Below are 21166 nucleotides of genomic sequence, written 5' to 3'. Positions count from 1 at the left end.
GCCGGCTGAAGCTGCAGCGCCGGCCCCGGCTGCCGCACCGGAAAACAAGTAACCGATTCGGCGAACGAAAGGGAGCGCAACTGTGGATATCAACGACGCACGTGCAGCACTGACTGTCTTCGGGTTTGTGTGCTTCATCGGCATTGCCCTGTGGGCGTATAGCGGTCGCGCGCGAAAGGGGTTCGACGAGGCTGCGCTCCTGCCGTTCAGCGAGGACGACTTGCCGGTTCCCGACGCGGGCCGGCAAACCAAGGAAGGAAATAAAAATGGCTGACTTTGTTAGCGGTTTCTGGAACGCCTACGTCATGGTGCTGGTGTTCCTGAGTATCAGTTTCTGCGTGTTCGTGCTTGTCTCGAACATGACGAAGCGTCCCTCCGGGCCGGTTGGCCTGCATGACCACGTGTGGGACGAAACCCTGCAGGAATACAACAACCCGCTGCCGCGCTGGTGGATGTACATGTTCTGGATCACGATCGTCTTCGCGATCGTTTACCTGAGCATGTACCCGGGCTTCGGCAACAACCAGGGCAAGCTGGGCTGGTCTGCCGTTGGTCAGTGGGAAGCCGAGCAGAAGGCTGCGGCCGAGAAGTACGGCCCGATCTTCGCCAAGTACAAGGGTATGGACCTCAACGCCGTGGCTGCCGACAAGGAAGCCAATGCGATGGGGCAGCGCCTGTTCCTGACCTACTGCGCCCAGTGTCACGGTGCAGATGCCAAGGGTGCCAAGGGCTTCCCCAACCTCACCGACTCTGACTGGCTGTATGGCGGTGAGCCGGAGACCATCAAGACCACGGTTCTGGGTGGCCGCATGGGCATGATGCCCCCGTTCGGCCCGGCTCTCGGCGCCGACGGTACCAAGGATGTGGCGAACTATGTCCGCTCCCTGTCCGGCCTCGCCCACGACTCCCTGCGCGCTCAGCGCGGCAAGGAGCTGTTCTCCCAGAACTGTGCGGCTTGCCACGGTCCGGAAGGCAAGGGGACGCCGGCCATGGGTGCCCCCAACCTGACCGACAAGACCTGGCTGTATGGCTCTTCCGAGGCCACGATCATCGAGACCGTGACGAAGGGTCGCACCAACCAGATGCCTGCCTTCCAGGCCTTCCTGGGAGAAGACAAGGTACACTTGCTGGCCGGTTATGTGCTGAGCCTCTCGAAGGCGGCAGCGCCGGCGGAAGCCCAGAAGTAAGCCTGTCCGGGAGCCGATGTGTTCCTGGTCAGCGATTCCCCGGGGAAACCCGGGGAGTTTTTGACCTAAAATATTAGAATATTATTAATTGGCAATCATGAGCCAGCCAGACACACAATCCCCGAAGAGTGCCGATTCGCAATCAAAGGCCGGTCAGGAACTGGATGACACCCTTTATGCGGTACGGCAAAAGGTTTACCCCCGGGCGGTAAGCGGTCGTTTCGCCACCTGGCGCTGGATCCTCGTCTGGGCGACCCAGGTGATCTTTTACGGACTGTGCTGGTTGCCCTGGGGTGACCGGCAGGCCGTGCTGCTCGATCTTGTCGAGCGCAAGTTCTATATCTTCGGCTGGGTGTTCTGGCCCCAGGACGTGTTCTTCCTGGCCATCCTGCTGATCATCAGCGCCTATTCCCTGTTCTTCTTCACCGCGGTGGCGGGACGCCTGTGGTGCGGATATGCCTGTCCGCAGACCGTCTATACCGAGATCTTCATGTGGATCGAGGAGAAGATCGAAGGTAATCGCAGCAAGCGCATGAAGCTTGATCAGGAGTCGATGAGCGCCCGCAAGCTGGGTCTCAAGGCTGCCAAGTTCGGAGCCTGGGGCGCACTCTCTCTATGGACAGGCTTTACGCTGGTCGGTTACTTCACGCCGATCCAGGACTTGTTCAAGGAGGCTCTCAGCTTCAGCTTCGGTCCCTGGGAACTGTTCTGGATCCTCTTCTACGGTGGTTTCACCTATCTGTTCGCCGGTGTGATGCGCGAGCAGGTCTGCAAGTACATGTGTCCCTACGCCCGCTTTCAGGGGGTGATGTTCGATCCGGATACCCTGGTCATCACCTATGACCCGGAGCGGGGTGAGCCCCGCGGCCCGCGTCGCAAGGGCGTGGAGCCGAAGAGTGTGGCCAAGGGCGACTGCGTGGATTGTGGTATCTGCGTGCAGGTCTGTCCGACCGGCATCGATATCCGCAACGGCATGCAGTACGAATGCATCGGCTGTGCTGCCTGCATTGATGCCTGTGACCAAGTGATGGAGAAGATGAACTACCCGAAGGGGCTCATCCGCTACACCACCGAGAATGCGATGAAGCGCCACTGGGGGCGCCGCGAGATCATCGGCCATGTGATGCGCCCGCGCATCCTGATCTACGCCGGGGTGCTGATCGCCCTCTGCATTGCCTTTGTGTGGGGGCTGGCAACCCGTTCAACCCTGCGCGTCGATGTGATCAAGGATCGTTCGACCCTGAGCCGGGAAGTGGAGGGTGGCCTGATTGCCAACGTGTACAATCTCCAGGTGATGAACATGACCGAGAAGCCGCGTCGCTTTGCGCTGAGTGCAAGCGGCATGGATGGCATCAAGATCACGCCGAATGTGCCGTTCGAGGTTGATCCTGCAGGTCACCGTTCCGTCACCGTTGAGGTTGCCGTACCGCCCGAATCCGGCAAGCCGGGTTCCAACACGGTGTATATCGAGGTCAAGGCCCTCGACGACGAAACCGTTTCCGTTCGCGAGAAAACCGCATTCCTGATTCCGCAATAAAGAGATCCATTCGATGAGCACTCCTGCACCCCAAGCCACTTCCATCCGCAACCCCTGGTACAAGGAGAGGTGGACTTGGCTGCTGATGGTGATGCCTGCCACCGCCGTCATTGCCGGCAGTATCACCATGTGGCTGGCGGTGACAACTTTCGATGGTCTTGTGGCAGACGACTATTACAAGCAGGGCCTGGCGATCAACCAGACGCTGGCCCGCGCCTCCGCCGCCCAGGAAAAGGGGTTGGTCGCCGCCGTGCGCTTCTCGGCCGAGGCGTTGGTGATCGAACTCACGGCCAACCCGGGTGTTGCCCTGCCGCAACGTCTGGACGTGACCCTGGCCCACCCGACCCGGGCAGGGCTTGATCAGAAGCTGCAGATAGAGGGTGTGGGCGGTAAGTACCAGGGGTCGATCCCGGTTGCCCTAAACTCGGCGCACTGGAAAATTCTAATAGAAGATGAGTCCCACAGCTGGCGGCTGTCAGGGAACGCATTCCTCCCCGCAGAGACGGAGATCCGGATCAATTCGGCCGATCTCAAGCCCGTTGACTGATATGGAGGAAATATGGCCTGGAAAGAACTTTTTAGTACCGATATCGGACTGCTCAGCCTGTTCACCATCGGTTTCGTTGTGGTGATGGGGGGGTATCTGTACCGCTTCGCCAAACAGCATATCGCAGAGGACGAGAAGCGGTCGCACACATGATGTGTGATCGACTTGATGCCTATCCGGGAGCCAGAACATGCAGAAACTGATTCAGGTCTTGTGGCCATCCTTTCTTGTGGCCGGGCTTGTCGAGATACTGTTCTTCACCGTGATCGCCCCGCAGGAGCTTTACCTGTTCGGGCAGCCGGTTCATTTCTCGCCCATTGCCACCTATTCGATCGGCTTCTTCGGTTTCTGGCTCGTGTGTGCGGCATCCAGTCTCACCACGCTCTTCTTCCAGCGGACTTCGGAAGAGGTGAACAGACTATCCCAGGACTGAGGCAGGTGTTCTGACGCAAAAAAGGCCACGCATCGCGTGGCCTTTTTCCATGGGTCCGCGGAAAGCGTTCAGCGATAGACCAGCACGGGAATCTTGCTGTGAGTCAGCACCTTCTGGGTCTCGCTGCCAAGCAGGAATCCGCTCAGGCCGCGGCGGCCGTGGGATGCCATGAAGATCAGGTCGCAGGCGTTGCGCTCGGCGGATTCGATGATCGCCTCGTAGGGGACTTCGCTGACCACCGTGTCACCGCTGGAGGTGACCTCAGCGAGGGCGGCGGCCTCCCGGGCCTTGGACAGGATGCGTTCTGCCTCGGCTTGCGCGGCCCGACTGAACTGTTCGGGCGTGGTGGGGTCGATCAATGCGCCTTCCCCATAGATCGGCATCGGAAAGTCGGGTTGTGCGTAGAAGAAAGTGACCCGGGCGCCGGCCTCCTTGGCAAAAGTGATGGCTCTTGCCACGGTGGATTCAGAAAGCTCCGAGCCGTCGGTGGGGACCAGAATGTTCTTGAACATGGCGCAACTCCTTTTGGGCGATGGGGTGAGTCCATTATACGACCGGGCCTGATCGCTACAGGCTTGACCAAAGTCAATCGTCCTACCGAAAGCCTGGGTCAGCATTCCAGTCAAGTCTGCGGCACGCCTGCACCCACGATTCAGGCCGATCCGCCCCCTACAGAGTTTGAGGAGGATTCATCATGGCACGTCATGGCTCCGCGCCGCCGCTCGATCTGGCCCGCAAGTCGATCAGGCAGCTCCACGATTCGGTGGAGTCGTCGATAGATCCCCTGGGTATGACGGCACCCCTTGTCCATGCCCAGCTGGCCTGGGCGGCGCATCCCCAGGAACTCGCCGAAGCCCTGACCAAGGTTTCGTCGAGCTTGTGGGATCTCCAGTGGCACAGTTGGCGCCGGCTGATGGGCCTGCCGAGCACCGACCCGCTCAAGCCTCACTCCGACGACACCCGCTTTTCAGATCCGGTGTGGGCCGAATCCCCCACCTGGGATCTGGTCAAGCAGTGGTATCTGGTGCTGACCCACCATATGCAGGACATGCTTTACGAAACCCCTGGCCTGTCCCAGACGGAGAGACGCCGGGCAGCGTTCTGGTGGCGTAACTGGCTCAATGCGGTGGCACCCACGAACTTCCTGATCACCAACCCGGTGGCGATGCGCCTGGCTGTTGAAACCCGCGGCGAGAGCCTGAGCAAGGGCTTTCACAACTTTCTGGCGGACCTTGAGGCGGGCAACATCCGCATGACCGACCCCGAGGATTTCAAGGTCGGCGAGAACCTCGCCGTCACGCCGGGCAAGGTGGTGTTCCGCAACCGCCTGCTCGAGGTGCTGCATTACACGCCGGTCGCCAGCAAGGTGCACCGCACGCCCATCGTGATCGTCACGCCGTGGATCAACAAGTTCTACATCCTCGACCTGACCCCCAGGAAGAGCATGATCCGCTACCTGCTCGAGCAGGGCTTCGACGTCTTCATCACCAGCTGGAAGAATCCCGGTGCGGAGATGCGCGATGTCCGTTTCGACGATTACCTGGTGGAAGGGATCCAGGCGCTGGTGGATACGGCGAGGGGGCTCACCGGGTCGCCCAAAGTCCATGCAGTCGGCTACTGCATCGGGGGCACCGCCCTGAGCACCTACATGGCCTGGGCCAATCGCCAATTCGCCCCCGAGGAGGTCCCGGTGGCCCACTGGACCCTGTTCACCACGCTGGTCGATTTCCACAAGCCTGGCGACATCGAGGTCTTCGTGGATGAGGGCAGCATCCGCTACATCACCCAGAACATGGAGCGGAAGGGCTATCTCGATGGCGCCGAGATGGCTTCCTCCTTCCGCCTGCTCCGTTCCAACAGCCTGATCTGGCACTACGTCGTGCATGGCTGGTTGTACGGCGAGACGCCACCGCCCTTCGATGTGCTCTACTGGAACATGGACACCACCCGCATGCCTTACACCATGCACGCCTGGTATCTGCGCGAGCTCTATCTCAACAACAAGCTGATCGACAAGGACGCCCTTACCGTGGCGGGCCAGCCGATTGATCTCGCGACCATCACCCAACCGGTGTACGCGGTCTCCGCCGAGGACGATCACATCGCGCCGTGGCGCCAGACCTTCCGCACCATGAATCATGTGACCGGGCCCAAGCGCTATGTGCTGTCCAGCTCCGGGCACATCCTTGGCATCGTCAATCCACCGGTCAAGCCGCCCAAGCGAAGCTATTGGGTGGCGCCGGCCCATCGCTCCGATACGGCGGACGGCTGGCGCAACGGTGCCCGGGAGCAGGCGGGGAGTTGGTGGGAGGACTGGATGGCCTGGCTCAAGCCGCAGGCTGGAGACCTCGTCGATGCCGGGCCCGTTGCCACCGAGGCCTATCCCGCGCTGGCCGACGCGCCAGGGACCTACGTGCTGGAACACTGATCGTTCTTGCTCAAGGGCCGGGCGCCTTCAGCCGGCCCTGCAGATGACCTGCCAGGCCTGCAGATGTTTCTCCAGCGTATAGCGGGCGTTGGCCGGGCTGGTTGACGGCAGGCGCACGAGCTGGATCCCCGTCACCGGCAAGCTGTCCAGCACATGGCGCCGGAAGGCGGCCTCCGCTGTCGTGCCGTTGAAGAAAATGCGGGTAATGTGCGGATATTGCCGCAGGAAGTCTTCAAAATTATTGGGTACGATGCTGTCCCGGACGATATTGCTGTCAAGGCTGCCCTGCCGCTCGCAGGCTTCGAGTACGTCCCACAGGGCGAAGCCTGCGTCGGTCAGCCGCCGCAACCGGACTTCATACGGCAATTCGGGGCCGGCATTGATCAGATGCCCCATCACCGACCAGAAATGGTTGCGCGGATTCGCGTAATATCGGCCCGCCTGCAGGGAGGCTTCGCCGGGCATGCTACCCAGGATCAGTGTGTGGGCGGAGGCGGTGGCGACGGGTGGAAAACCTTGAATCTGAAGCATGCTTGGCTCGTTTTGGCTACGATTGAAAAAAGCAGCGGCGACTGCCGATATCAAGCCGGTAGGGAATGTGGCTGCAGGGCGGATAACATGAACATCAGGACGAAGGCATGAAACAGCGCGCCCATGTATTGATTGTGGACGACCAGGCAGACAACCTCCTGATCCTGGAGGATATTCTGTCGGAGCATTACGAAGTGCATCCGGCTTTCAGTGGCACGGAGGCGCTTGCTTACCTGACGGACGGTGGCGTTGCCGACCTCATCCTGCTCGATGTGATGATGCCCGAAGTGGACGGCTTCGAGGTATGTCGGCGTCTCAAGTCGTCGGAGACCACCCGGATGATCCCCGTGATGTTTCTGACCGGCCTCGACCGGCCGGAAGACGAGGAGCTGGGTTTCTCCCTGGGGGCGGAGGATTTCATCCACAAGCCGATCTCGCCGACCGTGGTGCTTGCCCGGGTACGTACCCATCTGGCGTTGTCCCGGGCCACCCGTGCCCTGGAGCGGCGCAATGCCGATCTGGAGCTGATCGTCGCCGAGCGTACCACCGAGATCAGCGAGCAATCCCGGCGCCTGGTGGCGAGCAAGCAGGAGGTGATCGCGGCCCAGGCGGCCACCATCACCGCCTTCTGTGCCCTGGCCGAGGCCCGCGACAACGAGACCGGCAACCATATCCGGCGGACCCAGCACTACGTGAGGATCCTGGCCGAGGAACTGCGGGACCATCCGCGTTTCCGCCATGAACTGGACGAGGATGTGATCCAGCTGCTGTTCAAGTCGGCCCCTCTCCACGATGTGGGCAAGGTGGCCACGCCGGATGCGATCCTGCTCAAGCCGGGCAAGCTGACGCCGGAAGAGTGGTTCATCATGAAGCAGCACTGCGAATACGGCCAGAAGGCCATTCTGCAGGCCGAGAAGGCCCTGGGAGGCGAGGCCGATGCCTCCTTCCTCCGCTACGCCGCCGAGATCGCCTATGGGCACCATGAGCGCTGGGATGGCAGCGGCTATCCGCAGGGGCTCGCCGGCGACGCGATCCCTGTCTCCGCGCGGCTGATGGCGGTTGCCGATGTCTACGATGCGCTGATCTCACGGCGGGTCTACAAGCCGCCGTTTCCCCATGAGCAGGCGCTCGAGATGATCGCCGCCGAGAAAGGCCGTCATTTCGATCCCGACCTGGTGGACGCCCTGATGCGGGTGGCGGGCGATTTCGCCGCCATCGCCCGCAATTTCCGGGACGAACCCGAGGACGAAGGGGATATGGCCGTCAAGGCCGGCTGAGCATGCCGGGGCCCGGGCTCACCCGTCAGGGGATGTCTCCGGGAGGCCCGGCCGGGCCGGGCAGACCCGGGTGATCAGACTCGCGTGATTCCGGTTCAGGCCGCCAGCTTCCCCGTCCGGTAATCGTCGAGAGCCTGCTCGATTTCCTCACGCGTGTTCATCACGAAAGGCCCGTACTGGACGACCGGCTCGCCCAGGGGGCGTGCCGCCAGCAGCAGGAAGGCCGCACCCGCCGGACCGGCCTGTACCGCGATCCGGCTGCCAGGGGACAGCACACCCGCCTGACGGGCTGCCAGCGTGCGGGATGCCGGGCTGTCGCCGACCTGCAGCGTGCCTTCATAGGGGTACAGGAAGGCCGAGTGCCCCTCGGCAACTGCCTGGCTGAAGGTAGCGCCAGCTTCCAGTCGTACGTCGAGGAAGAGCGGGGCCGTGCTGAGCCCCTGGATCGGCCCGGCAATGCCTCGCCCCTCGCTGTCTTCCATCTGCCCCGCCACGACCTTGGCTGTGCCACCGGCAATGCTCACCAGGGGAATCTCTTCGGGCTGGATGTCCCGATAGGCTGCCGGCTTCATCTTCTCGGCCGCCGGCAGGTTGATCCAGAACTGGAAGCCGTGCAGGCGACCTGATTCCTGCAGGGGCATTTCCGAATGGATGATGCCGCGCCCGGCCGTCATCCACTGGGCGCCACCGCCGCGCAGGTGGCCCTTGTGGCCCAGGTGGTCTTCATGTTCGAAGTCCCCGGCCAGCATGTAGGTCACTGTCTCGAAGCCCCGGTGGGGGTGCGGCGGGAAGCCGGCGATGTAGTCGTCCGGATTGTCCGAGGCGAACTCGTCGAGCATCAGGAAGGGGTCCAGACGCAGCCCCTGGCTCTGGCCCAGGCTGCGCCTCAGCTTGACCCCGGCCCCGTCGGAGACGGGGATGGAGGGAATGATCCGTTCGAGGCTGCGTGTGGTCATGGCGTGTCTCCTGTGTCAGGCGGCCAGTTGTTCGAGCTGGCGGTGGGCGGCGCTGAGGGCGGCGCTTTTGCTGTCTTCACCCATGTTCAGGCCTTCGGCATACACAAATTCCACGTCGGTGATGCCGATGAAGCCCAGGAAGTCTCGCACATAGGTGGTCTGGCTGTCCTTCGGCGTACCGGCATACAGGCCACCGCGGGCCGCGAAGACATGCACCTTCTTGCCGCCGAGCAGGCCTTCGGGGCCATTGGCGGTGTAGCGGAAGGTCACGCCGGCGCGGGCGATGTGGTCGAAGTAGGCCTTCAGAGTCGAAGGAATGCCGAAGTTGTACATGGGCAGGCCGATCACGACCTCGTCGGCCTCGCGGATCTCGGCGATCAGCGCGTCGGAGAAGCTCACCACCGCCTGCTGTTCGGCGCTGCGTTCCTCGGGCTTGGCCAGGAAGGACAGGAAGCGGGCGGCATCCAGGTGGGGCACCGCTTCGGCGGCCAGGTCACGGCTGATCACCCGGGTGTCCGGATGGGCGGCGAGGCGGGCGGCCACGAAGCGGTCGGCCAACTGGCTGGACTGCCCCTGGCTGGAAAACAGGCTGGCATTGATCTTCAGAAGGGTGCTCATTTGATTGCTCCATCGGGTGGGTTGGTGTTGCTATTTAATGATTTACCAGGAAGATAAAAAAGAAGAAGATTTAGCTTCTAATGATCGAATTAATGGATAGGTTTGGCCCGTGCAGATGACTCCCCACATTTCCCTGGAGCAGTGGCGCGCGCTCATCGCGGTGGTTGAAGCGGGGGGCTATGCCCAGGCTGCCGAGGCCTTGCACAAGAGCCAGTCGGCGGTCACCTACGCGGTGCAGAAGATCGAGTCCCAGTTGGGTGTGAAAGCCTTCGAGATCCAGGGGCGCAAGGCGGTGCTTACGCCGACCGGGCGCATGCTCCATCGCCGGGCCCTGGCCCTGGTGGCCGAGGCCAGTGACCTGGAGCAGGCCGCCCGCAAGCTCTCCGCGGGCTGGGAGGCGGAGATCGGCCTGGCGGTGGAGATCCTCTTTCCGCCGGAGGTGCTGGTCGATTGCCTGGCCCGCTTTGGTGCCGAAGCCCCGCGAACCCGGGTGGAGGTGATCGAATCGGTGATGGGCGGAACCGGTGAAGCTCTGCTCACCGGCCAGGCCGATCTGGCGGTGACTCCCCACGTGCCGCCGGGTTTCCTTGGCAAGCCAATGCTGCGCATGCGCCTGGTGGCCGTGGCCGCTGCATCGCACCCCCTGCATCAGGCCGGGCGGGTGCTGGGCGAGAAGGATCTGCGTGCCCATCGCCACCTGATGGTGCGGGAAACGGGATCGAGCCGTACTTCCCGCAGCCTCACCATCGAGGTGGAACAGCGCTGGACCTTCAGCAGCATGGCCACGTCGATTGCCGCAGCCGTGGCCGGCCATGGCTTTGCCTGGTATCCGGAGGCCCGCATCCGCCGTGAATTGGAAGAGGGGAGCCTGAAGGTCCTGCCGCTGGGGGGCATGGAAGTGCGCTTTGCCGACATGTACCTGGTGCTTGCCGATCCGGATCTGTGCGGTCCGGGCGTCTCACGACTGGCCTGCATGCTCGAGGAGGCGGGGACGACGATCCGCTGAGGCTTTCCGCTCCAGCGCATATTTTCCCCATAATGGGGGCTTGTTCCCCATGCAGGGTGAGGTGCGCTGTCCATGATGTATTCGCTGCCTGCTTCCGTCCGCATTATTGCGGCCTCAGCTCGTGACTTCCGCGCGGCCTGGGTGGCCAGTCTCGGCCTCGGCTTGTTGCTGCTGGCCGCCGTGGCTGTGGAGGGAAGGCAGTCAATGCTGTCACTGCTGGCGTGGTTTGCCGGCATTTTCCTGGCGGGCCTCCATCTGGTCAGGGCACAGCGGGATGCCATGGCCGCGGAGGCCGCTCGGGAGGATCCGCGTTCTTGCGCGGACGCCGCGGTGCTGCTGGCCACGGCCTGGGCCATCGTTGTCCCGCTGCTGGCGCAGGAGGCGAGTGAGTCACTGTGCTTCCTGCTGGCGGGGGTGCTCAGTGGTGTGGCGCGCTTTGTCCGTCCGCTGGTGGCTGCCGAGCCGCTCAGGCTGCGGATCTGCGCAGGCCTGCTAGGCGTGCCGATGCTGACCCTGCTGCTGCAGGCCGGGACTCCGCTGGATTACCTGCTGGCCGCGGTCGTCCTGGTCCATGTCCTGATGTTCGTTGCCTTGGAGACCGGGGAGCCCTCCCGCCTGAGGGCCTTGCAGGCCGGGCTCGAGCAGGCACAGCGCGACGGCCGCGCCCGCAATGACTTCATGGTGGCGGCGGCCGGCGAGATGAGGCCGGCGGTTCATGCCATCCTGGGTCTGTTGCAGGGTGATGGACAGGGTGATGGCCTGCAGCACGCGGGCCGTCGCGAACGCCTGCGCGGCGCGGCTCGGCACTTGCTGGGACTGGTCGATGCGGTCGCTGATATCACCCGTGCCAACGCCAATGCCGCTGACTTCTCGCTGAATGTGGACAGGATGGCGCTGGATGAAATCATCGGACAGGTCATCGTCAGCCACACCTCTACTGCTGCGGGGCGGGGGCCGTATTTGCATGTCGACATGACACCGCTGCCCGCATGCCTGCTAGGTGACGGAGCGCGCATGACCCACGCTCTGCACAGCCTGGTGGCCCAGGGCCTCAGCCCGGCCCGGCCCGGCAGCATCACGCTGGAGGTACGCAGCGCAAGGGAGAGCCGTCTTGGGGTGCTCGTCGAGTTCAGGCTCAGGGGCTGTGTGGTCGGCCTTGCACCGGGGCAGATTGCGCAACTGATGCAGGACGCGGAGCCCGGCGGCGGCGGAGCCTTGGGGACCTCCGGCGCATTCGGTCTGCGCCTCCTGCATCTGCGCCACCTGGCTGCGCAGATGGGGGGCGAGGCCGGCGTCCTGATGGAGGAGCGGGAAGGGGTGACGGTCTGGTTCTCGGCCTGGCTGGCCCGGCAGGGGGGGCGGGACGCGCCTCCCGTCCCGCTGAGCGCGCCGGTCGGCTAATTGCCGGGTGGATCGGCCTGGGGGCGGGGGGCGGCACCGCGGGTTGCCAGCTGGGCCAGGCGGGCGATCAGGCTGCAGCCGATCCAGTAGATGGCCGCGATGAACAGCCAGGCCTCGAGGTAGAAGGGGCGCCACTGGGCGTCCCCGGCGAGGGCCAGGCCTAGGGAGCCGGTCAGCTCGTAGAGGCTCACCACGGTGACCAGAGAGGTGTCCTTGAACAGGGCGATGGCGCTGTTGGCGAGCGAAGGCGCCACCTGGCGCAGCACCTGGGGCAGGACGATCCAGCGCTCGGTCTGCCAGGGGCTGAAACCCAGGGCGGCGGCGGCGTCCCGCTGCCCGGCGGGAAAGGCCTGCAGCCCGCCGCGCACGATCTCGGAGAGATAGGCCGCGGCGAACAGCACGATGGCGATCAGCACCCGCCACAGCATGTCCAGCCCTCCGCCTTCCGGGAAGAACAGGGGCAGCAGGAAAGACGCCATGAACAGTGCCGCCACCAGAGGAATGCCCCGCGCCAGCTCGACCCCTGCGGTGAGCAGGGCGCGCAGCAGGTGCAGGGACGAGCGGCGCCCGTAGGCGATGGCGATGCCCAGCGGCAGGGCGCCGGCCAGCCCGGCTCCGGTCAGCAGCAGGGTCAGGGGCAGGCCGCCCCACAGTTCGGTGGGCACCGTCTCCAGCCCGGCGAAGCCGCCGCCTAGCAGTGGGAAGGCGAGGAGCGGGGGCAGCAGCAGGCAGCTGGCCACGGCGGCACCGGGCAGGCGGCCGGAGGCCGCTCCCAGCCAGCCGCCGATGATCAGCAGGGCCGCCAGCACCGGGCACCAGGCCTGCTCCGCCGGATAGCGCCCGAGCAGGATGAAACGGGCTTTCTCCGCCACCACGCCCCAGCACGCGCCCCGGTGATCGAGGGCCTCGCAGGCCCCCACGTCGGCGGCGAACTGTGCCTCCAGCACGGCCCAGCGCAACAGGGCCGGCAGGCTCCAGGCCAGCAGTGCCAGCACGCCCAGGCTCAGCAGGGTGTTGAGGGGGTCACCGAAGAGGGTCCGGCGCAGGCTGCCGAAGCTCATTCCCCCTGCTCCCGGAACAGGCGTGCTTCCAGCCGGTGGCTGATTGCCGCGGCGAACAGGGAGAGGGCCAGATACACCGCCACCACGATGCTCAGGCATTCGATCGCCCGGCCGGTCTGGTTGAGGCTGGTACCGGCCACCGACACCAGGTCGGGGTAGCCGATGGCCACCGCCAGGGAGGCGTTCTTGAGCAGGTTGAGGATCTGGCTGGTCACCGGCGGCAGGGCTGCCCGCCAGGCCTGGGGCAGTAGGACGAGCAGGAAGGCCTGGCGCGCGCTCATGCCCAGGGCGAGCGCTGACAGGCGCTGGCCGGGGGGCAGGGCCAGCACTGCGCCGCGCAGGGTCTCGGCGATGTAGGCGGCACTGTAGACCGACAGGCCGACCAGCAGGGCCAGGTATTCGGGGGTCAGGTTGGCGCCGCCTTCCAGGCCGAAGCCGGCAGGTTGCGGGATCTCGAATCCGGCCTCGCCCCACCAGGGCAGGGCCAGCCCGGACTTGCTCAGGAACACGCCGGGCAGCGGGTTGAAGGCGGCGTCGCCGGGCGGCAGCAGGTCGGTCAGGATGAAGTACCAGGCCAGCAGGTGGAGCAGCAGCGGCAGGTTGCGCACGCCGGTGACGAAGGCGCCGGCCAGGCCGCGCAGCAGCGGGTTTTCGGCGAGTCGGCCGAAGCCCGCGGCGATGCCGATCAGAAGGGCCAGGGCAGCGGCCGGCAGGGCCACCCGCAAGGTGTTGAGCAGGCCGGCGGCAAAGGCCCGCAGGGTGGTGTCGCCGGGCTCGAAGGGCAGCAGGCTTTCGCCGAGGGCGAAGCCCGCCGGTTCCAGCAGAAAATCAAAGCCGCTGCGGATGCCCCGTTCCTGCAGGTGGCCGGCCGTGGTGGTGGCCAGCAGCGCGGCCAGCGCCAGCACGGCGGCGAGGATCAGGGCCTGGGCCAGCCAGGCGCTGCGGCGGCGTCCGGCCATGGGTCAGCGCAGGGGCAGGGCGTACAGGATGCCGCCCTTGTTCCACTGGGCGTTGAGGCCGCGGGGCAGCTTGAGGGGTGACTCGGCCCCCAGGTTGCGGTTGAAGATCTCGCCATAGTTGCCCACCGCCTTGACCGCCCGGGCGGCCCAGTTGCGGTCCAGGCCGAGGTTCTTGCCGAGATCTTCGCCTACCCCGAGGAAGCGTTGTACCGACGGGTCGGCGGACGACTTGAGGCTGTCCACCCGGGCCTGGGTGATGCCCAGCTCTTCGGCCTCGATCAGCGCATTGACGGTCCATTTGACGATGGCGAACCACTCGTCGTCGCCGCGCCGTACGGCCGGGCCGAGGGGCTCCTTTGAGATCAGTTCGGGCAGTACCTGGTAATCGTCCGGGTTGGGGGCTTCCTTGGCGCGGATGAAGGCCAGGGCCGAGGCGTCGGTGGTGTAGGCCTGGCAGCGGCCGCTGAAGAAGGCCTTGAGGGAGGCTTCGAACTTGTCGAAGACCACCGGCTTGATCTTGATGCCCTGGGCGCGGGCGAAGTCGGCCAGGTTCTTTTCGGTGGTGGTGCCCGACTGTACGCACACCTCGGCATTCCTGAGTTGCTTCGCGCTGCTCACCTTGGTCTTCTTTGCGACCAGGAAGCCCTGGCCGTCGTAGTAGGTGACACCGGCGAAGTGCAGGCCCTGGCCGGCATCCCGGGTCAGGCTCCAGGTGGTGTTGCGGGACAGGATGTCCACCTCGCCGGACTGCAGCGCGGTGAAGCGCTGCTGGGAGCTGAGGGGCACCCAGCGCACCTTGTTCGGATCGCCCAGCACGGCGGCGGCGATGGCCTTGCAGACGTCCACGTCCAGGCCCTTCCACTGGCCCTGGCTGTCGGCTGCAGAGAAGCCGATCACCCCCGTGCTGACGCCGCAGGCGAGCTGGCCGCGGGACTTGATGGCGTCGAGGGTCTTGCCGGCGAAGGCTGGCAGGGGGGCGAGGGCGAGGGCCGCGGCGGCGGCCAGCAGGCGGAAGGCTGGGGGCATGATGATGGGCAGGGCTGAAGACCGTCAGCCCCGTAGCTTATCGGTCTTCACCCCCTTGATGCAAAGCAGCAGGCGATTCGGCCCGCCTTGGTGGTCAACCGAGCTGCTCACATCAGCCACCGCGCGCGGGCCCGTTGATGGCGGCCTGCGGCGCGGCTGCCGTCCAGCCGCCACCGAGGGCGCGGATCAGGTTCACCGTGGCGCGGGCCCGCTCGCCGTCGAGGCTGACGGCCGTGCGTTGCTGCTGCAGCACGCTGCGCTCCGCATCCAGTACGTTGAGGTAGCTGACCGCGCCTTCCCGGTACTGCAGGCGGGCCAGCCGGGCAGCCCGTTCGGCGGCGGCCACGGCCTGGTCCTGCTCGCCGTGCTGCTCACCCAGCAGGCGCAGGCCGGCCAGGTTGTCCTCCACTTCGCGGAAGGCCTGGAGCACCGTCTGGCGGTAGCGCGCGCTGTCCTCCGCGTAAGCCGCACGGGCTTGGTCCAGGCCCGCCTGACGGGCTCCGCCGTCGAACACGGGCAGGCTCAGGGCGGTGCCCACCAGGGGGCCCAGCACGAAGCTGCGGCTGGCGTACTTGAATAGATCACCGAGACCACCGGCCTCGTAGCCGAGGGCGCCGGTGAGCGCCAGGCGCGGGAACCAGGCCGCCTGGGCGACGCCGATGCGGGCATTGGCCGCGGCCATGGCCCGTTCGGCGGCGGCTATGTCGGGGCGGCGCTCGAGCAGGGCCGAGGGCAGGCCGGCCGGCACCGGGATGGCCATCCGCGCCAGGGGTTGGGCAGGCAGGCTGAACTCGGCCGGCGGCTTGCCCAGCAGGATCGCCAGGGCGTGTTCGGCCACGGCCCGCTGGCGTGCCAGACCGAGGGATTCCGAGCGGGCCGCGGCCAGTTCGCTGCGGGCCCGGGCCAGGTCGAGCTCGTCGATGTCGCCTTCGTCGAAGCGGCGCTGCAGCAGGCGCAGGGTGTCGCTGCGGAGCTTGACCGTGTCCACATACAGCGCCTGGGCAGCGTCCAGCTCACGGATCAGGAAGTAGGCCTGGGCCACGTCGGCCTGGAGGGCCAGCAGGGTGGCGCCGAACAAGGCTTCGTTGCGCTCCGTGTCGAGGCGGGCGGCGTCCTCGGTGCCGGACAGGCGGCCGAACAGGTCCACCTCGTAGGCCACCGTGGCCTGGCCACGCCACAGGGTGGTGCTGCGGGTGTCGGCGTCTGCGGCGAGGCCCTGGGAAGCCGGCGAGGGCCGCTGGCGGGTCGGGCCGAAGCCGACGCCGACCTGTGGCAGGCGGGCCGCATGGGCCGACTGTTCGAGGGCCCGGGCCTGGCCGAGGCGGGCGGCGGCGGCTACCAGGTTCGGGTTGGCCTCCACCGCGTCCCGCTCGAGGCGGTCGAGCTGCGGATCGTGGAACACCGACCACCAGTCGCCGCGGGGCAGCTGGTCGGCGGGCTCGGCGGGCTTCCAGGCCGCATCGGTGGCGGGGGCCTCCTTGAAGGCCGCCGGGGTGGCGACGGACGGCTTCTGGTAGGTCGGGGCCACCGAGCAGCCGGCCAGGAGCAGCAGGCTGGCGAGCAGGCCGATGGCGCGGCGGGGGAGGGGAAAGAGGAGTTGGTTTTGCATGGTCTTACTCCTGGCCGGCGGGGGCCGCCACCAGCGGAGCCTCGTGGGGCGCCGCCGAGTGCAGGGGATGGCGTTTGTCGAGGGTGCGCAGCAGCACGTAGAACACCGGGGTGAGGAAGAGCCCGAACAGCGTCACCCCGATCATTCCGAAGAACACCGCGATGCCCATGGCGTGGCGCATCTCGGCGCCGGCCCCGGTCGAGGTGACGAGCGGCACCACCCCCATGATGAAGGCGATGGAGGTCATCAGGATGGGGCGCAGGCGCAGGCGGCTGGCGTCGATGGCGGCACGCACGGGGCTGTGGCCCTGCATCTCCAGCTCGCGGGCGAACTCGACGATCAGGATGGCGTTCTTGCAGGCCAGCCCCACCAGCACCATCAGGCCGATCTGGGTGAAGATGTTGTTGTCGCCGCCGGTGAGCCATACGCCGGTGAGGGCCGCCAGGATGCTCATCGGCACGATCAGGATCACCGCCAGGGGCAGGGTCAGGCTCTCGTACTGGGCCGCCAGCACCAGGAAGACCAGCAGCACGCTGATCGGGAAGACCCACACACCGGCATTGCCGGCCAGGATCTTCTGGTAGGTGAGGTCGGTCCATTCGAACTTGACGCCACGCGGCAGGGTCTCGGCGGCGATGCGCTCGGCAGCGGCCTCGGCCTGGGCCGAGGAGAAGCCGGGGGCCGGCCCGCCGTTGATGTCGGCGGCGGTGAAGCCGTTGTAGCGCACCACCATCTCGGGCCCGTAGGTCGGTGTGACCCGCAGCAGGGACGAGAGGGGCACCATTTCGCCGTTGGCGTTGCGGGTCTTGAGGCGGCCGATGTCTTCCGGTTGGGCACGGAAGCCGGCATCCGCCTGGGCACGCACCTGGTACACCCGGCCGAAGCGGTTGAAGTCATTCACGTAGAGCGAGCCCAGGTAGATCTGCAGGGTGTCGAACACGTCGGTGACCGCCACGCCCTGCTGCTTGGCCTTGGTGCGGTCCAGGTCCACGTCCAGCTGGGGCACGTTGATCTGGTAACTGGAGAACATCGGGCCCAGCTCCGGTGCCTTGGCGGCGGCGGCCATGAAGGCCTTGGCGGCGCTGTCCAGCTCGGCGTAGCCCAGGCTGCCCCGGTCCTCGATCTGCATCTTGAAGCCGCCCACGGTGCCCAGGCCCATCACCGGCGGGGGCGGGAAGACCGCGATGAAGGCTTCCTGGATGGCCGCGTACTGCTGGTTGAGGGCCCCGGCGATGGCGCCCGCCGACAGCTCCGCCGACTTGCGTTCGGCAAAGGGCTTGAGGGTCACGAAGACGATGCCGGCGCTGGAGCTGTTGGTGAAGCCATTGATCGACAGCCCGGGGAAGGCCACGGCGTTTTCCACGCCGGGCTGCTTGAGGGCGATCTCGCCCATGCGGCGCACCACCTCCTCGGTGCGGTCGAGGGAGGCGCCGGCCGGCAGCTGGGTGAAGCTCACCAGGTATTGCTTGTCCTGGGCGGGCACGAAGCCGCCCGGCACCAGCCAGGAGATGCCCACGGTCAGCCCGAGCAGCACGGCATATACGCCCATCGCCGAGGCCTTGCGCTGGATGACCCCGGTGACGCCTTGGCCATAGCGCTCGCTGCTGCGCTTGAAGAAGCGGTTGAAGCCTGCGAAGAAGCCGCCGAACCAGCGCTGCATCTGTACCGTGAGCCAGTCGGGGGGCGTGTCGTGGCCCTTGAGCAGAAGGGCGGCCAGGGCCGGCGACAGGGTCAGCGAGTTGAAGGCCGAGATCACCGTCGAGATGGCGATGGTCATGGCGAACTGCTTGTAGAACTGGCCGGTGAGGCCGGTCATGAAGGCGAGGGGCACGAACACCGCGACCAGGGTCAGGGCGATGGCGATGATAGGCCCGGACACCTCGCGCATGGCCCGGTAGGTGGCCTCCCGGGGCGTCAGGCCGGCCTCGATGTTGCGCTCCACGTTCTCCACCACCACGATCGCGTCGTCCACCACGATGCCGATGGCCAGCACCATGCCGAACAGGGACAGGGCGTTGATGGAGTAGCCAAAGCCGAGCATCAGCGAGAAGGTGCCGATGATGGACACCGGCACCGCCAGCAGCGGGATGATCGACGCGCGCCAGGTCTGCAGGAAGACGATCACCACCAGCACCACCAGGGCGATGGCTTCGAGCAGGGTGGTGATCACCGCCTTGATGCTGGCCCGCACGAACTGGGTGGGGTCGTAGACGATGCTGTACTGCACCGAGGGCGGAAAATCCCTGGCCAGCTCGGCCATGGTCTCGCGCACCTGGGCGGAGATGTCGAGGGCGTTGGCGCCCGGCGTCTGGAAGATCGGGATGGCCACCGCCGGCTTGTTGTCGAGCAGGGCGCGCAGGCCGTACTCGGCTGCCGCCAGCTCGATGCGGGCCACGTCGCCCAGGCGGGTGACGCCGCCGTCAGGGGCGGTCTTGAGGATGATGCGGGCGAACTCGGCCTCGTCCTTGAGGCGGCCCTGGGCATTCACGCTGAGCTGCAGGGGCGTGTGGCTGTCGTTGGGGGGCGCGCCGATGACACCGGCGGCCACCTGCACGTTCTGCTCGCGGATGGCCTGCACCACGTCACTGGCGGTGAGGCCGCGCTCGGCGACCTTGCCCGGGTCCAGCCACACCCGCATGGCGTAGTTGCCGGAGCCGAACAGCCCCACTTCGCCCACGCCCTGGATGCGCGCCAGGCGGTCCTTGACGTTGAGGACCGCGTAGTTGCGCAGGTAGGTCATGTCATAGCGGTCGTCCGGCGAGGTGAGGTGCACCACCATGGTGATGGTGGGCGTGCTCTTGGCGGTGGTCACGCCCAGCCGCTGGACGTCCTCGGGCAGGCGCGGCAGGGCCTGGGAGACCCGGTTCTGCACCAGTTGCTGGGCCTTGTCGGGATCGACCCCCAGCTGGAAATGCACGGTGAGGGTCAGGTTGCCGTCGCTGTTGGCCTGGGATTGCATGTACAGCATGTTTTCCACGCCGTTGATGCTTTCTTCCAGCGGCGCGGCGACGGTCTCGGCAATCACCTTGGGGTTGGCGCCGGGAAACTGGGCGCGCACCACCACGGAGGGCGGCACCACCTCGGGATACTCGGCAATGGGCAGCTTGAACACCGACAACAGGCCGGCCAGCAGGATGAGGACCGACAGCACCCCGGCAAAGATGGGGCGGTCGATGAAGAACTTCGAGATATTCATGGTGTGCGTTCCGGCCGGGGCTCAGATCTGCGTCTTGTCGGCGCGGGGCAGGGCTACGGCGGCTACCGGCGCGCTGCCTTCCATGGCCACCGGGCGGGGGCTCACCGGGTCGCCCGGGCGGACCCGCTGCAGGCCGTTCACGACGATGCGCTCGCCCGGCGCGAGCCCCTTCTCGACCACCCGCAGGCCATCCTGCAGGCTGCCCAGGTGCACCTCCCGGTAGGCGCTGCGGTTGTCCGGGGTGACCACCAGCACGAAGCGCTTGTCCTGGTCGATGCCGATGGCACGGTCGTCGATCAGCACTGCTTCACGGGGTGTGCCGCCGCCCAGACGGACCCGCGCGTAGAGACCGGGCACGAGGCGGCCGTCGGGGTTCTCAAAGACGGCCCGGACGCGGATCGTCCCCGAATGGGTATCGAGCCGGTTGTCCACCGAGTGGATGTGTCCCTCGAAGGGGTGGCCATCCTGGTCGGCCAGGCCGAGATGCACCGGCAGGGTGGTGCCCCGCGCCGTGCGCGCCGGATTGACCGACTTGAGGAAGGTCTGCTCATCCACGTCGAAGGCGGCATAGATGCGGTCGGCTGAGACGAGGGTGGTCAGGGCCGGGCCGCTGTTGGCATTGACGAGGTTGCCCACGGTGACTTCCGCCCGCGACATGCGCCCGGCGATGGGGGCCTTGATGGTGGTGTATTCGAGGTTGAGGCGGGCCACGCGCAGGGCGGCGCGGGCAGCCTGCACGCCGGCGGCTGCATCCCGGGCGGCATTCTGCTTTTCCTCGAAATCGCGCCGCGACACGGCGTTGTCGGCGATCAGGCGCTCGGCCCGGGCCAGGTCCGAGGCGGTGTAGGCGGTACGGGATTCAGCCGCGGCGAGCTGGGCCTCGGCACGGGCGACCTCGGCAGCGAAGGGGCGGGGATCTATGGTGAACAGCACGTCACCCTTGCGTACTGCGCTGCCATCCTTGAAGTGCACCTCGGTGAGGATGCCCGACACCTGCGGTCGGATCTCGACCCGGTCCACGGCCTCGAGCCGGCCGGAGAAGTCCTGCCATTCGGTGACGCTGCGGTGGATGACCTGGGCCGTGTCCACCTGGGCGGCCTCAGGGGCAGCCGCGGCGGCCGGCGCTTCGGCCCGGGCGGTGTAGGCGGCGATGCCGGAGCCGGTGATGACGAAGCCCGCCAGCGCGGCGGCGATCAGGGTGCGCCGGTGCGAGCGGGGGGGGGATTTGGTCGTGGGCGTGAAGTCGGGGGTATGCATGCTGTCCTCTCTGTTCGTGAAAGCGAGGGTCGAATGGGGAATGGCTGCATTTTGGTTGTTGGTTGTGGTGGGATAAATACACAAAAGTTGACTTCACTGTTCGGAGTTGACTAATAATTCAGTACGGCATCGATGGG

General features: G+C 66.1%; 20 protein-coding genes. 10 read left to right on the top strand and 10 right to left on the bottom strand.

Going from position 1 to position 21166, the window contains the following annotated elements; genetic code table 11:
- Window positions 1–82 precede the first annotated feature (82 nt).
- The 6 genes from HHL15_RS18170 (at window position 83) to HHL15_RS18145 (ending at window position 3704) form a co-directional block, all read left to right on the top strand.
- Entirely contained in the window at window positions 83–274 is a 192-nt protein-coding gene (locus tag HHL15_RS18170; RefSeq protein ID WP_169147223.1) for a cbb3-type cytochrome oxidase subunit 3, read from the top strand.
- Window positions 267–1187 carry a cytochrome-c oxidase, cbb3-type subunit III gene (gene ccoP / locus HHL15_RS18165; protein ID WP_169147222.1) on the top strand — a complete coding sequence of 307 codons (921 nt, stop codon included), beginning with the start codon at window positions 267–269 and terminating at the stop codon, window positions 1185–1187. The genes HHL15_RS18170 and ccoP overlap by 8 nt, the downstream gene beginning before the upstream one ends.
- Before the next feature lie 97 nt (window positions 1188–1284).
- A complete protein-coding gene (gene ccoG / locus HHL15_RS18160; protein WP_169147221.1) occupies window positions 1285–2724 on the top strand; it encodes a cytochrome c oxidase accessory protein CcoG in 1440 nt (479 codons plus the stop codon).
- 13 nt (window positions 2725–2737) lie between these two features.
- Window positions 2738–3271 (top strand): FixH family protein, encoded by a 534-nt coding sequence (locus HHL15_RS18155; protein WP_169147220.1) that lies wholly within the window; start codon window positions 2738–2740, stop codon window positions 3269–3271.
- Window positions 3272–3283: 12 nt separating this feature from the next.
- Window positions 3284–3424 (top strand): DUF3149 domain-containing protein, encoded by a 141-nt coding sequence (locus HHL15_RS18150; protein WP_169147219.1) that lies wholly within the window; start codon window positions 3284–3286, stop codon window positions 3422–3424.
- Window positions 3425–3461: 37 nt separating this feature from the next.
- The gene (locus HHL15_RS18145) at window positions 3462–3704 is read left to right on the top strand and encodes a hypothetical protein (protein WP_169147218.1); all 243 of its coding nucleotides are present in this window, start codon (window positions 3462–3464) and stop codon (window positions 3702–3704) included.
- 68 nt (window positions 3705–3772) lie between these two features.
- Here HHL15_RS18145 and HHL15_RS18140 read toward each other — a convergent pair whose 3' ends face one another.
- Window positions 3773–4216 (bottom strand): universal stress protein, encoded by a 444-nt coding sequence (locus tag HHL15_RS18140; protein WP_169147217.1) that lies wholly within the window; start codon window positions 4214–4216, stop codon window positions 3773–3775.
- Between the two features lie 278 nt (window positions 4217–4494).
- On the opposite strand from HHL15_RS18140, the gene HHL15_RS18135 reads away from it, so the two are divergent.
- Window positions 4495–6132 (top strand): PHA/PHB synthase family protein, encoded by a 1638-nt coding sequence (locus tag HHL15_RS18135; protein WP_206198847.1) that lies wholly within the window; start codon window positions 4495–4497, stop codon window positions 6130–6132.
- A gap of 27 nt (window positions 6133–6159) precedes the next feature.
- On the opposite strand, the gene HHL15_RS18130 is transcribed toward HHL15_RS18135, so the two are convergent.
- Window positions 6160–6663 carry a DNA-deoxyinosine glycosylase gene (locus HHL15_RS18130; protein ID WP_169147215.1) on the bottom strand — a complete coding sequence of 168 codons (504 nt, stop codon included), beginning with the start codon at window positions 6661–6663 and terminating at the stop codon, window positions 6160–6162.
- 107 nt (window positions 6664–6770) lie between these two features.
- Here HHL15_RS18130 and HHL15_RS18125 point away from each other — a divergent pair, with 107 nt between their 5' ends.
- A complete protein-coding gene (locus HHL15_RS18125) occupies window positions 6771–7940 on the top strand; it encodes an HD domain-containing phosphohydrolase (RefSeq protein WP_169147214.1) in 1170 nt (389 codons plus the stop codon).
- 95 nt (window positions 7941–8035) lie between these two features.
- On the opposite strand, the gene HHL15_RS18120 is transcribed toward HHL15_RS18125, so the two are convergent.
- Together HHL15_RS18120 and HHL15_RS18115 are read right to left on the bottom strand one after the other, a co-directional pair.
- Window positions 8036–8896: a pirin family protein gene (locus HHL15_RS18120; RefSeq protein ID WP_169147213.1), complete on the bottom strand. Its 861-nt coding sequence runs from the start codon at window positions 8894–8896 to the stop codon at window positions 8036–8038.
- Window positions 8897–8911: 15 nt separating this feature from the next.
- Window positions 8912–9514 (bottom strand): FMN-dependent NADH-azoreductase, encoded by a 603-nt coding sequence (locus HHL15_RS18115; protein WP_169147212.1) that lies wholly within the window; start codon window positions 9512–9514, stop codon window positions 8912–8914.
- Between the two features lie 115 nt (window positions 9515–9629).
- On the opposite strand from HHL15_RS18115, the gene HHL15_RS18110 reads away from it, so the two are divergent.
- Entirely contained in the window at window positions 9630–10520 is an 891-nt protein-coding gene (locus HHL15_RS18110) for a LysR family transcriptional regulator (protein WP_169147211.1), read from the top strand.
- A gap of 72 nt (window positions 10521–10592) precedes the next feature.
- On the top strand, window positions 10593–11921 hold the full coding sequence (locus HHL15_RS18105) for a sensor histidine kinase (RefSeq protein ID WP_169147210.1): 1329 nt from the start codon (window positions 10593–10595) through the stop codon (window positions 11919–11921).
- Here HHL15_RS18105 and HHL15_RS18100 read toward each other — a convergent pair.
- From HHL15_RS18100 to HHL15_RS18075, 6 genes are all read right to left on the bottom strand, one after another.
- A complete protein-coding gene (locus tag HHL15_RS18100; protein ID WP_169147209.1) occupies window positions 11918–12982 on the bottom strand; it encodes an amino acid ABC transporter permease in 1065 nt (354 codons plus the stop codon). The genes HHL15_RS18105 and HHL15_RS18100 overlap by 4 nt on opposite strands.
- A complete protein-coding gene (locus HHL15_RS18095) occupies window positions 12979–13941 on the bottom strand; it encodes an ABC transporter permease subunit (RefSeq protein WP_169147208.1) in 963 nt (320 codons plus the stop codon). Before HHL15_RS18095 ends, HHL15_RS18100 begins: the two co-directional genes overlap by 4 nt.
- Window positions 13942–13944: 3 nt before the next feature.
- Window positions 13945–14967, bottom strand: coding sequence for an amino acid ABC transporter substrate-binding protein (locus HHL15_RS18090; protein WP_169147207.1), 1023 nt, complete (start codon window positions 14965–14967; stop codon window positions 13945–13947).
- Window positions 14968–15079: 112 nt separating this feature from the next.
- Window positions 15080–16576, bottom strand: a complete 1497-nt coding sequence (locus tag HHL15_RS18085) for an efflux transporter outer membrane subunit (protein ID WP_169147206.1) — start codon at window positions 16574–16576, stop codon at window positions 15080–15082.
- A gap of 4 nt (window positions 16577–16580) precedes the next feature.
- Window positions 16581–19772 carry an efflux RND transporter permease subunit gene (locus HHL15_RS18080; protein WP_169147205.1) on the bottom strand — a complete coding sequence of 1064 codons (3192 nt, stop codon included), beginning with the start codon at window positions 19770–19772 and terminating at the stop codon, window positions 16581–16583.
- Between the two features lie 21 nt (window positions 19773–19793).
- On the bottom strand, window positions 19794–21029 hold the full coding sequence (locus HHL15_RS18075) for an efflux RND transporter periplasmic adaptor subunit (protein WP_169147204.1): 1236 nt from the start codon (window positions 21027–21029) through the stop codon (window positions 19794–19796).
- Between the last annotated feature and the right edge of the window lie 137 nt (window positions 21030–21166).

The organism is Zoogloea dura, from assembly GCF_012927165.1.
GTDB lineage: Bacteria > Pseudomonadota > Gammaproteobacteria > Burkholderiales > Rhodocyclaceae > Zoogloea > Zoogloea dura.
The sequence above is the reverse complement of the archived record's forward strand: the minus strand, read 5'-3'. Positions and strand labels throughout refer to the sequence as shown.

What these genes read in the sequence shown, in the direction of transcription:
- ccoP (WP_169147222.1), top strand. Translation starts at nt 267, where the DNA reads ATGGCTGACTTTGTTAGCGGTTTCTGGAACGCCTACGTCATGGTGCTG.
- HHL15_RS18110 (WP_169147211.1), top strand. Translation starts at nt 9,630, where the DNA reads ATGACTCCCCACATTTCCCTGGAGCAGTGGCGCGCGCTCATCGCGGTG.
- HHL15_RS18100 (WP_169147209.1), bottom strand. Translation starts at nt 12,982, where the DNA reads ATGAGCTTCGGCAGCCTGCGCCGGACCCTCTTCGGTGACCCCCTCAAC.
- HHL15_RS18155 (WP_169147220.1), top strand. Translation starts at nt 2,738, where the DNA reads ATGAGCACTCCTGCACCCCAAGCCACTTCCATCCGCAACCCCTGGTAC.
- HHL15_RS18125 (WP_169147214.1), top strand. Translation starts at nt 6,771, where the DNA reads ATGAAACAGCGCGCCCATGTATTGATTGTGGACGACCAGGCAGACAAC.
- HHL15_RS18075 (WP_169147204.1), bottom strand. Translation starts at nt 21,029, where the DNA reads ATGCATACCCCCGACTTCACGCCCACGACCAAATCCCCCCCCCGCTCG.
- HHL15_RS18090 (WP_169147207.1), bottom strand. Translation starts at nt 14,967, where the DNA reads ATGCCCCCAGCCTTCCGCCTGCTGGCCGCCGCCGCGGCCCTCGCCCTC.
- HHL15_RS18135 (WP_206198847.1), top strand. Translation starts at nt 4,495, where the DNA reads ATGACGGCACCCCTTGTCCATGCCCAGCTGGCCTGGGCGGCGCATCCC.
- HHL15_RS18120 (WP_169147213.1), bottom strand. Translation starts at nt 8,896, where the DNA reads ATGACCACACGCAGCCTCGAACGGATCATTCCCTCCATCCCCGTCTCC.
- HHL15_RS18145 (WP_169147218.1), top strand. Translation starts at nt 3,462, where the DNA reads ATGCAGAAACTGATTCAGGTCTTGTGGCCATCCTTTCTTGTGGCCGGG.
- HHL15_RS18105 (WP_169147210.1), top strand. Translation starts at nt 10,593, where the DNA reads ATGATGTATTCGCTGCCTGCTTCCGTCCGCATTATTGCGGCCTCAGCT.
- HHL15_RS18150 (WP_169147219.1), top strand. Translation starts at nt 3,284, where the DNA reads ATGGCCTGGAAAGAACTTTTTAGTACCGATATCGGACTGCTCAGCCTG.
- HHL15_RS18085 (WP_169147206.1), bottom strand. Translation starts at nt 16,576, where the DNA reads ATGCAAAACCAACTCCTCTTTCCCCTCCCCCGCCGCGCCATCGGCCTG.
- HHL15_RS18130 (WP_169147215.1), bottom strand. Translation starts at nt 6,663, where the DNA reads ATGCTTCAGATTCAAGGTTTTCCACCCGTCGCCACCGCCTCCGCCCAC.
- ccoG (WP_169147221.1), top strand. Translation starts at nt 1,285, where the DNA reads ATGAGCCAGCCAGACACACAATCCCCGAAGAGTGCCGATTCGCAATCA.
- HHL15_RS18115 (WP_169147212.1), bottom strand. Translation starts at nt 9,514, where the DNA reads ATGAGCACCCTTCTGAAGATCAATGCCAGCCTGTTTTCCAGCCAGGGG.
- HHL15_RS18140 (WP_169147217.1), bottom strand. Translation starts at nt 4,216, where the DNA reads ATGTTCAAGAACATTCTGGTCCCCACCGACGGCTCGGAGCTTTCTGAA.
- HHL15_RS18095 (WP_169147208.1), bottom strand. Translation starts at nt 13,941, where the DNA reads ATGGCCGGACGCCGCCGCAGCGCCTGGCTGGCCCAGGCCCTGATCCTC.
- HHL15_RS18080 (WP_169147205.1), bottom strand. Translation starts at nt 19,772, where the DNA reads ATGAATATCTCGAAGTTCTTCATCGACCGCCCCATCTTTGCCGGGGTG.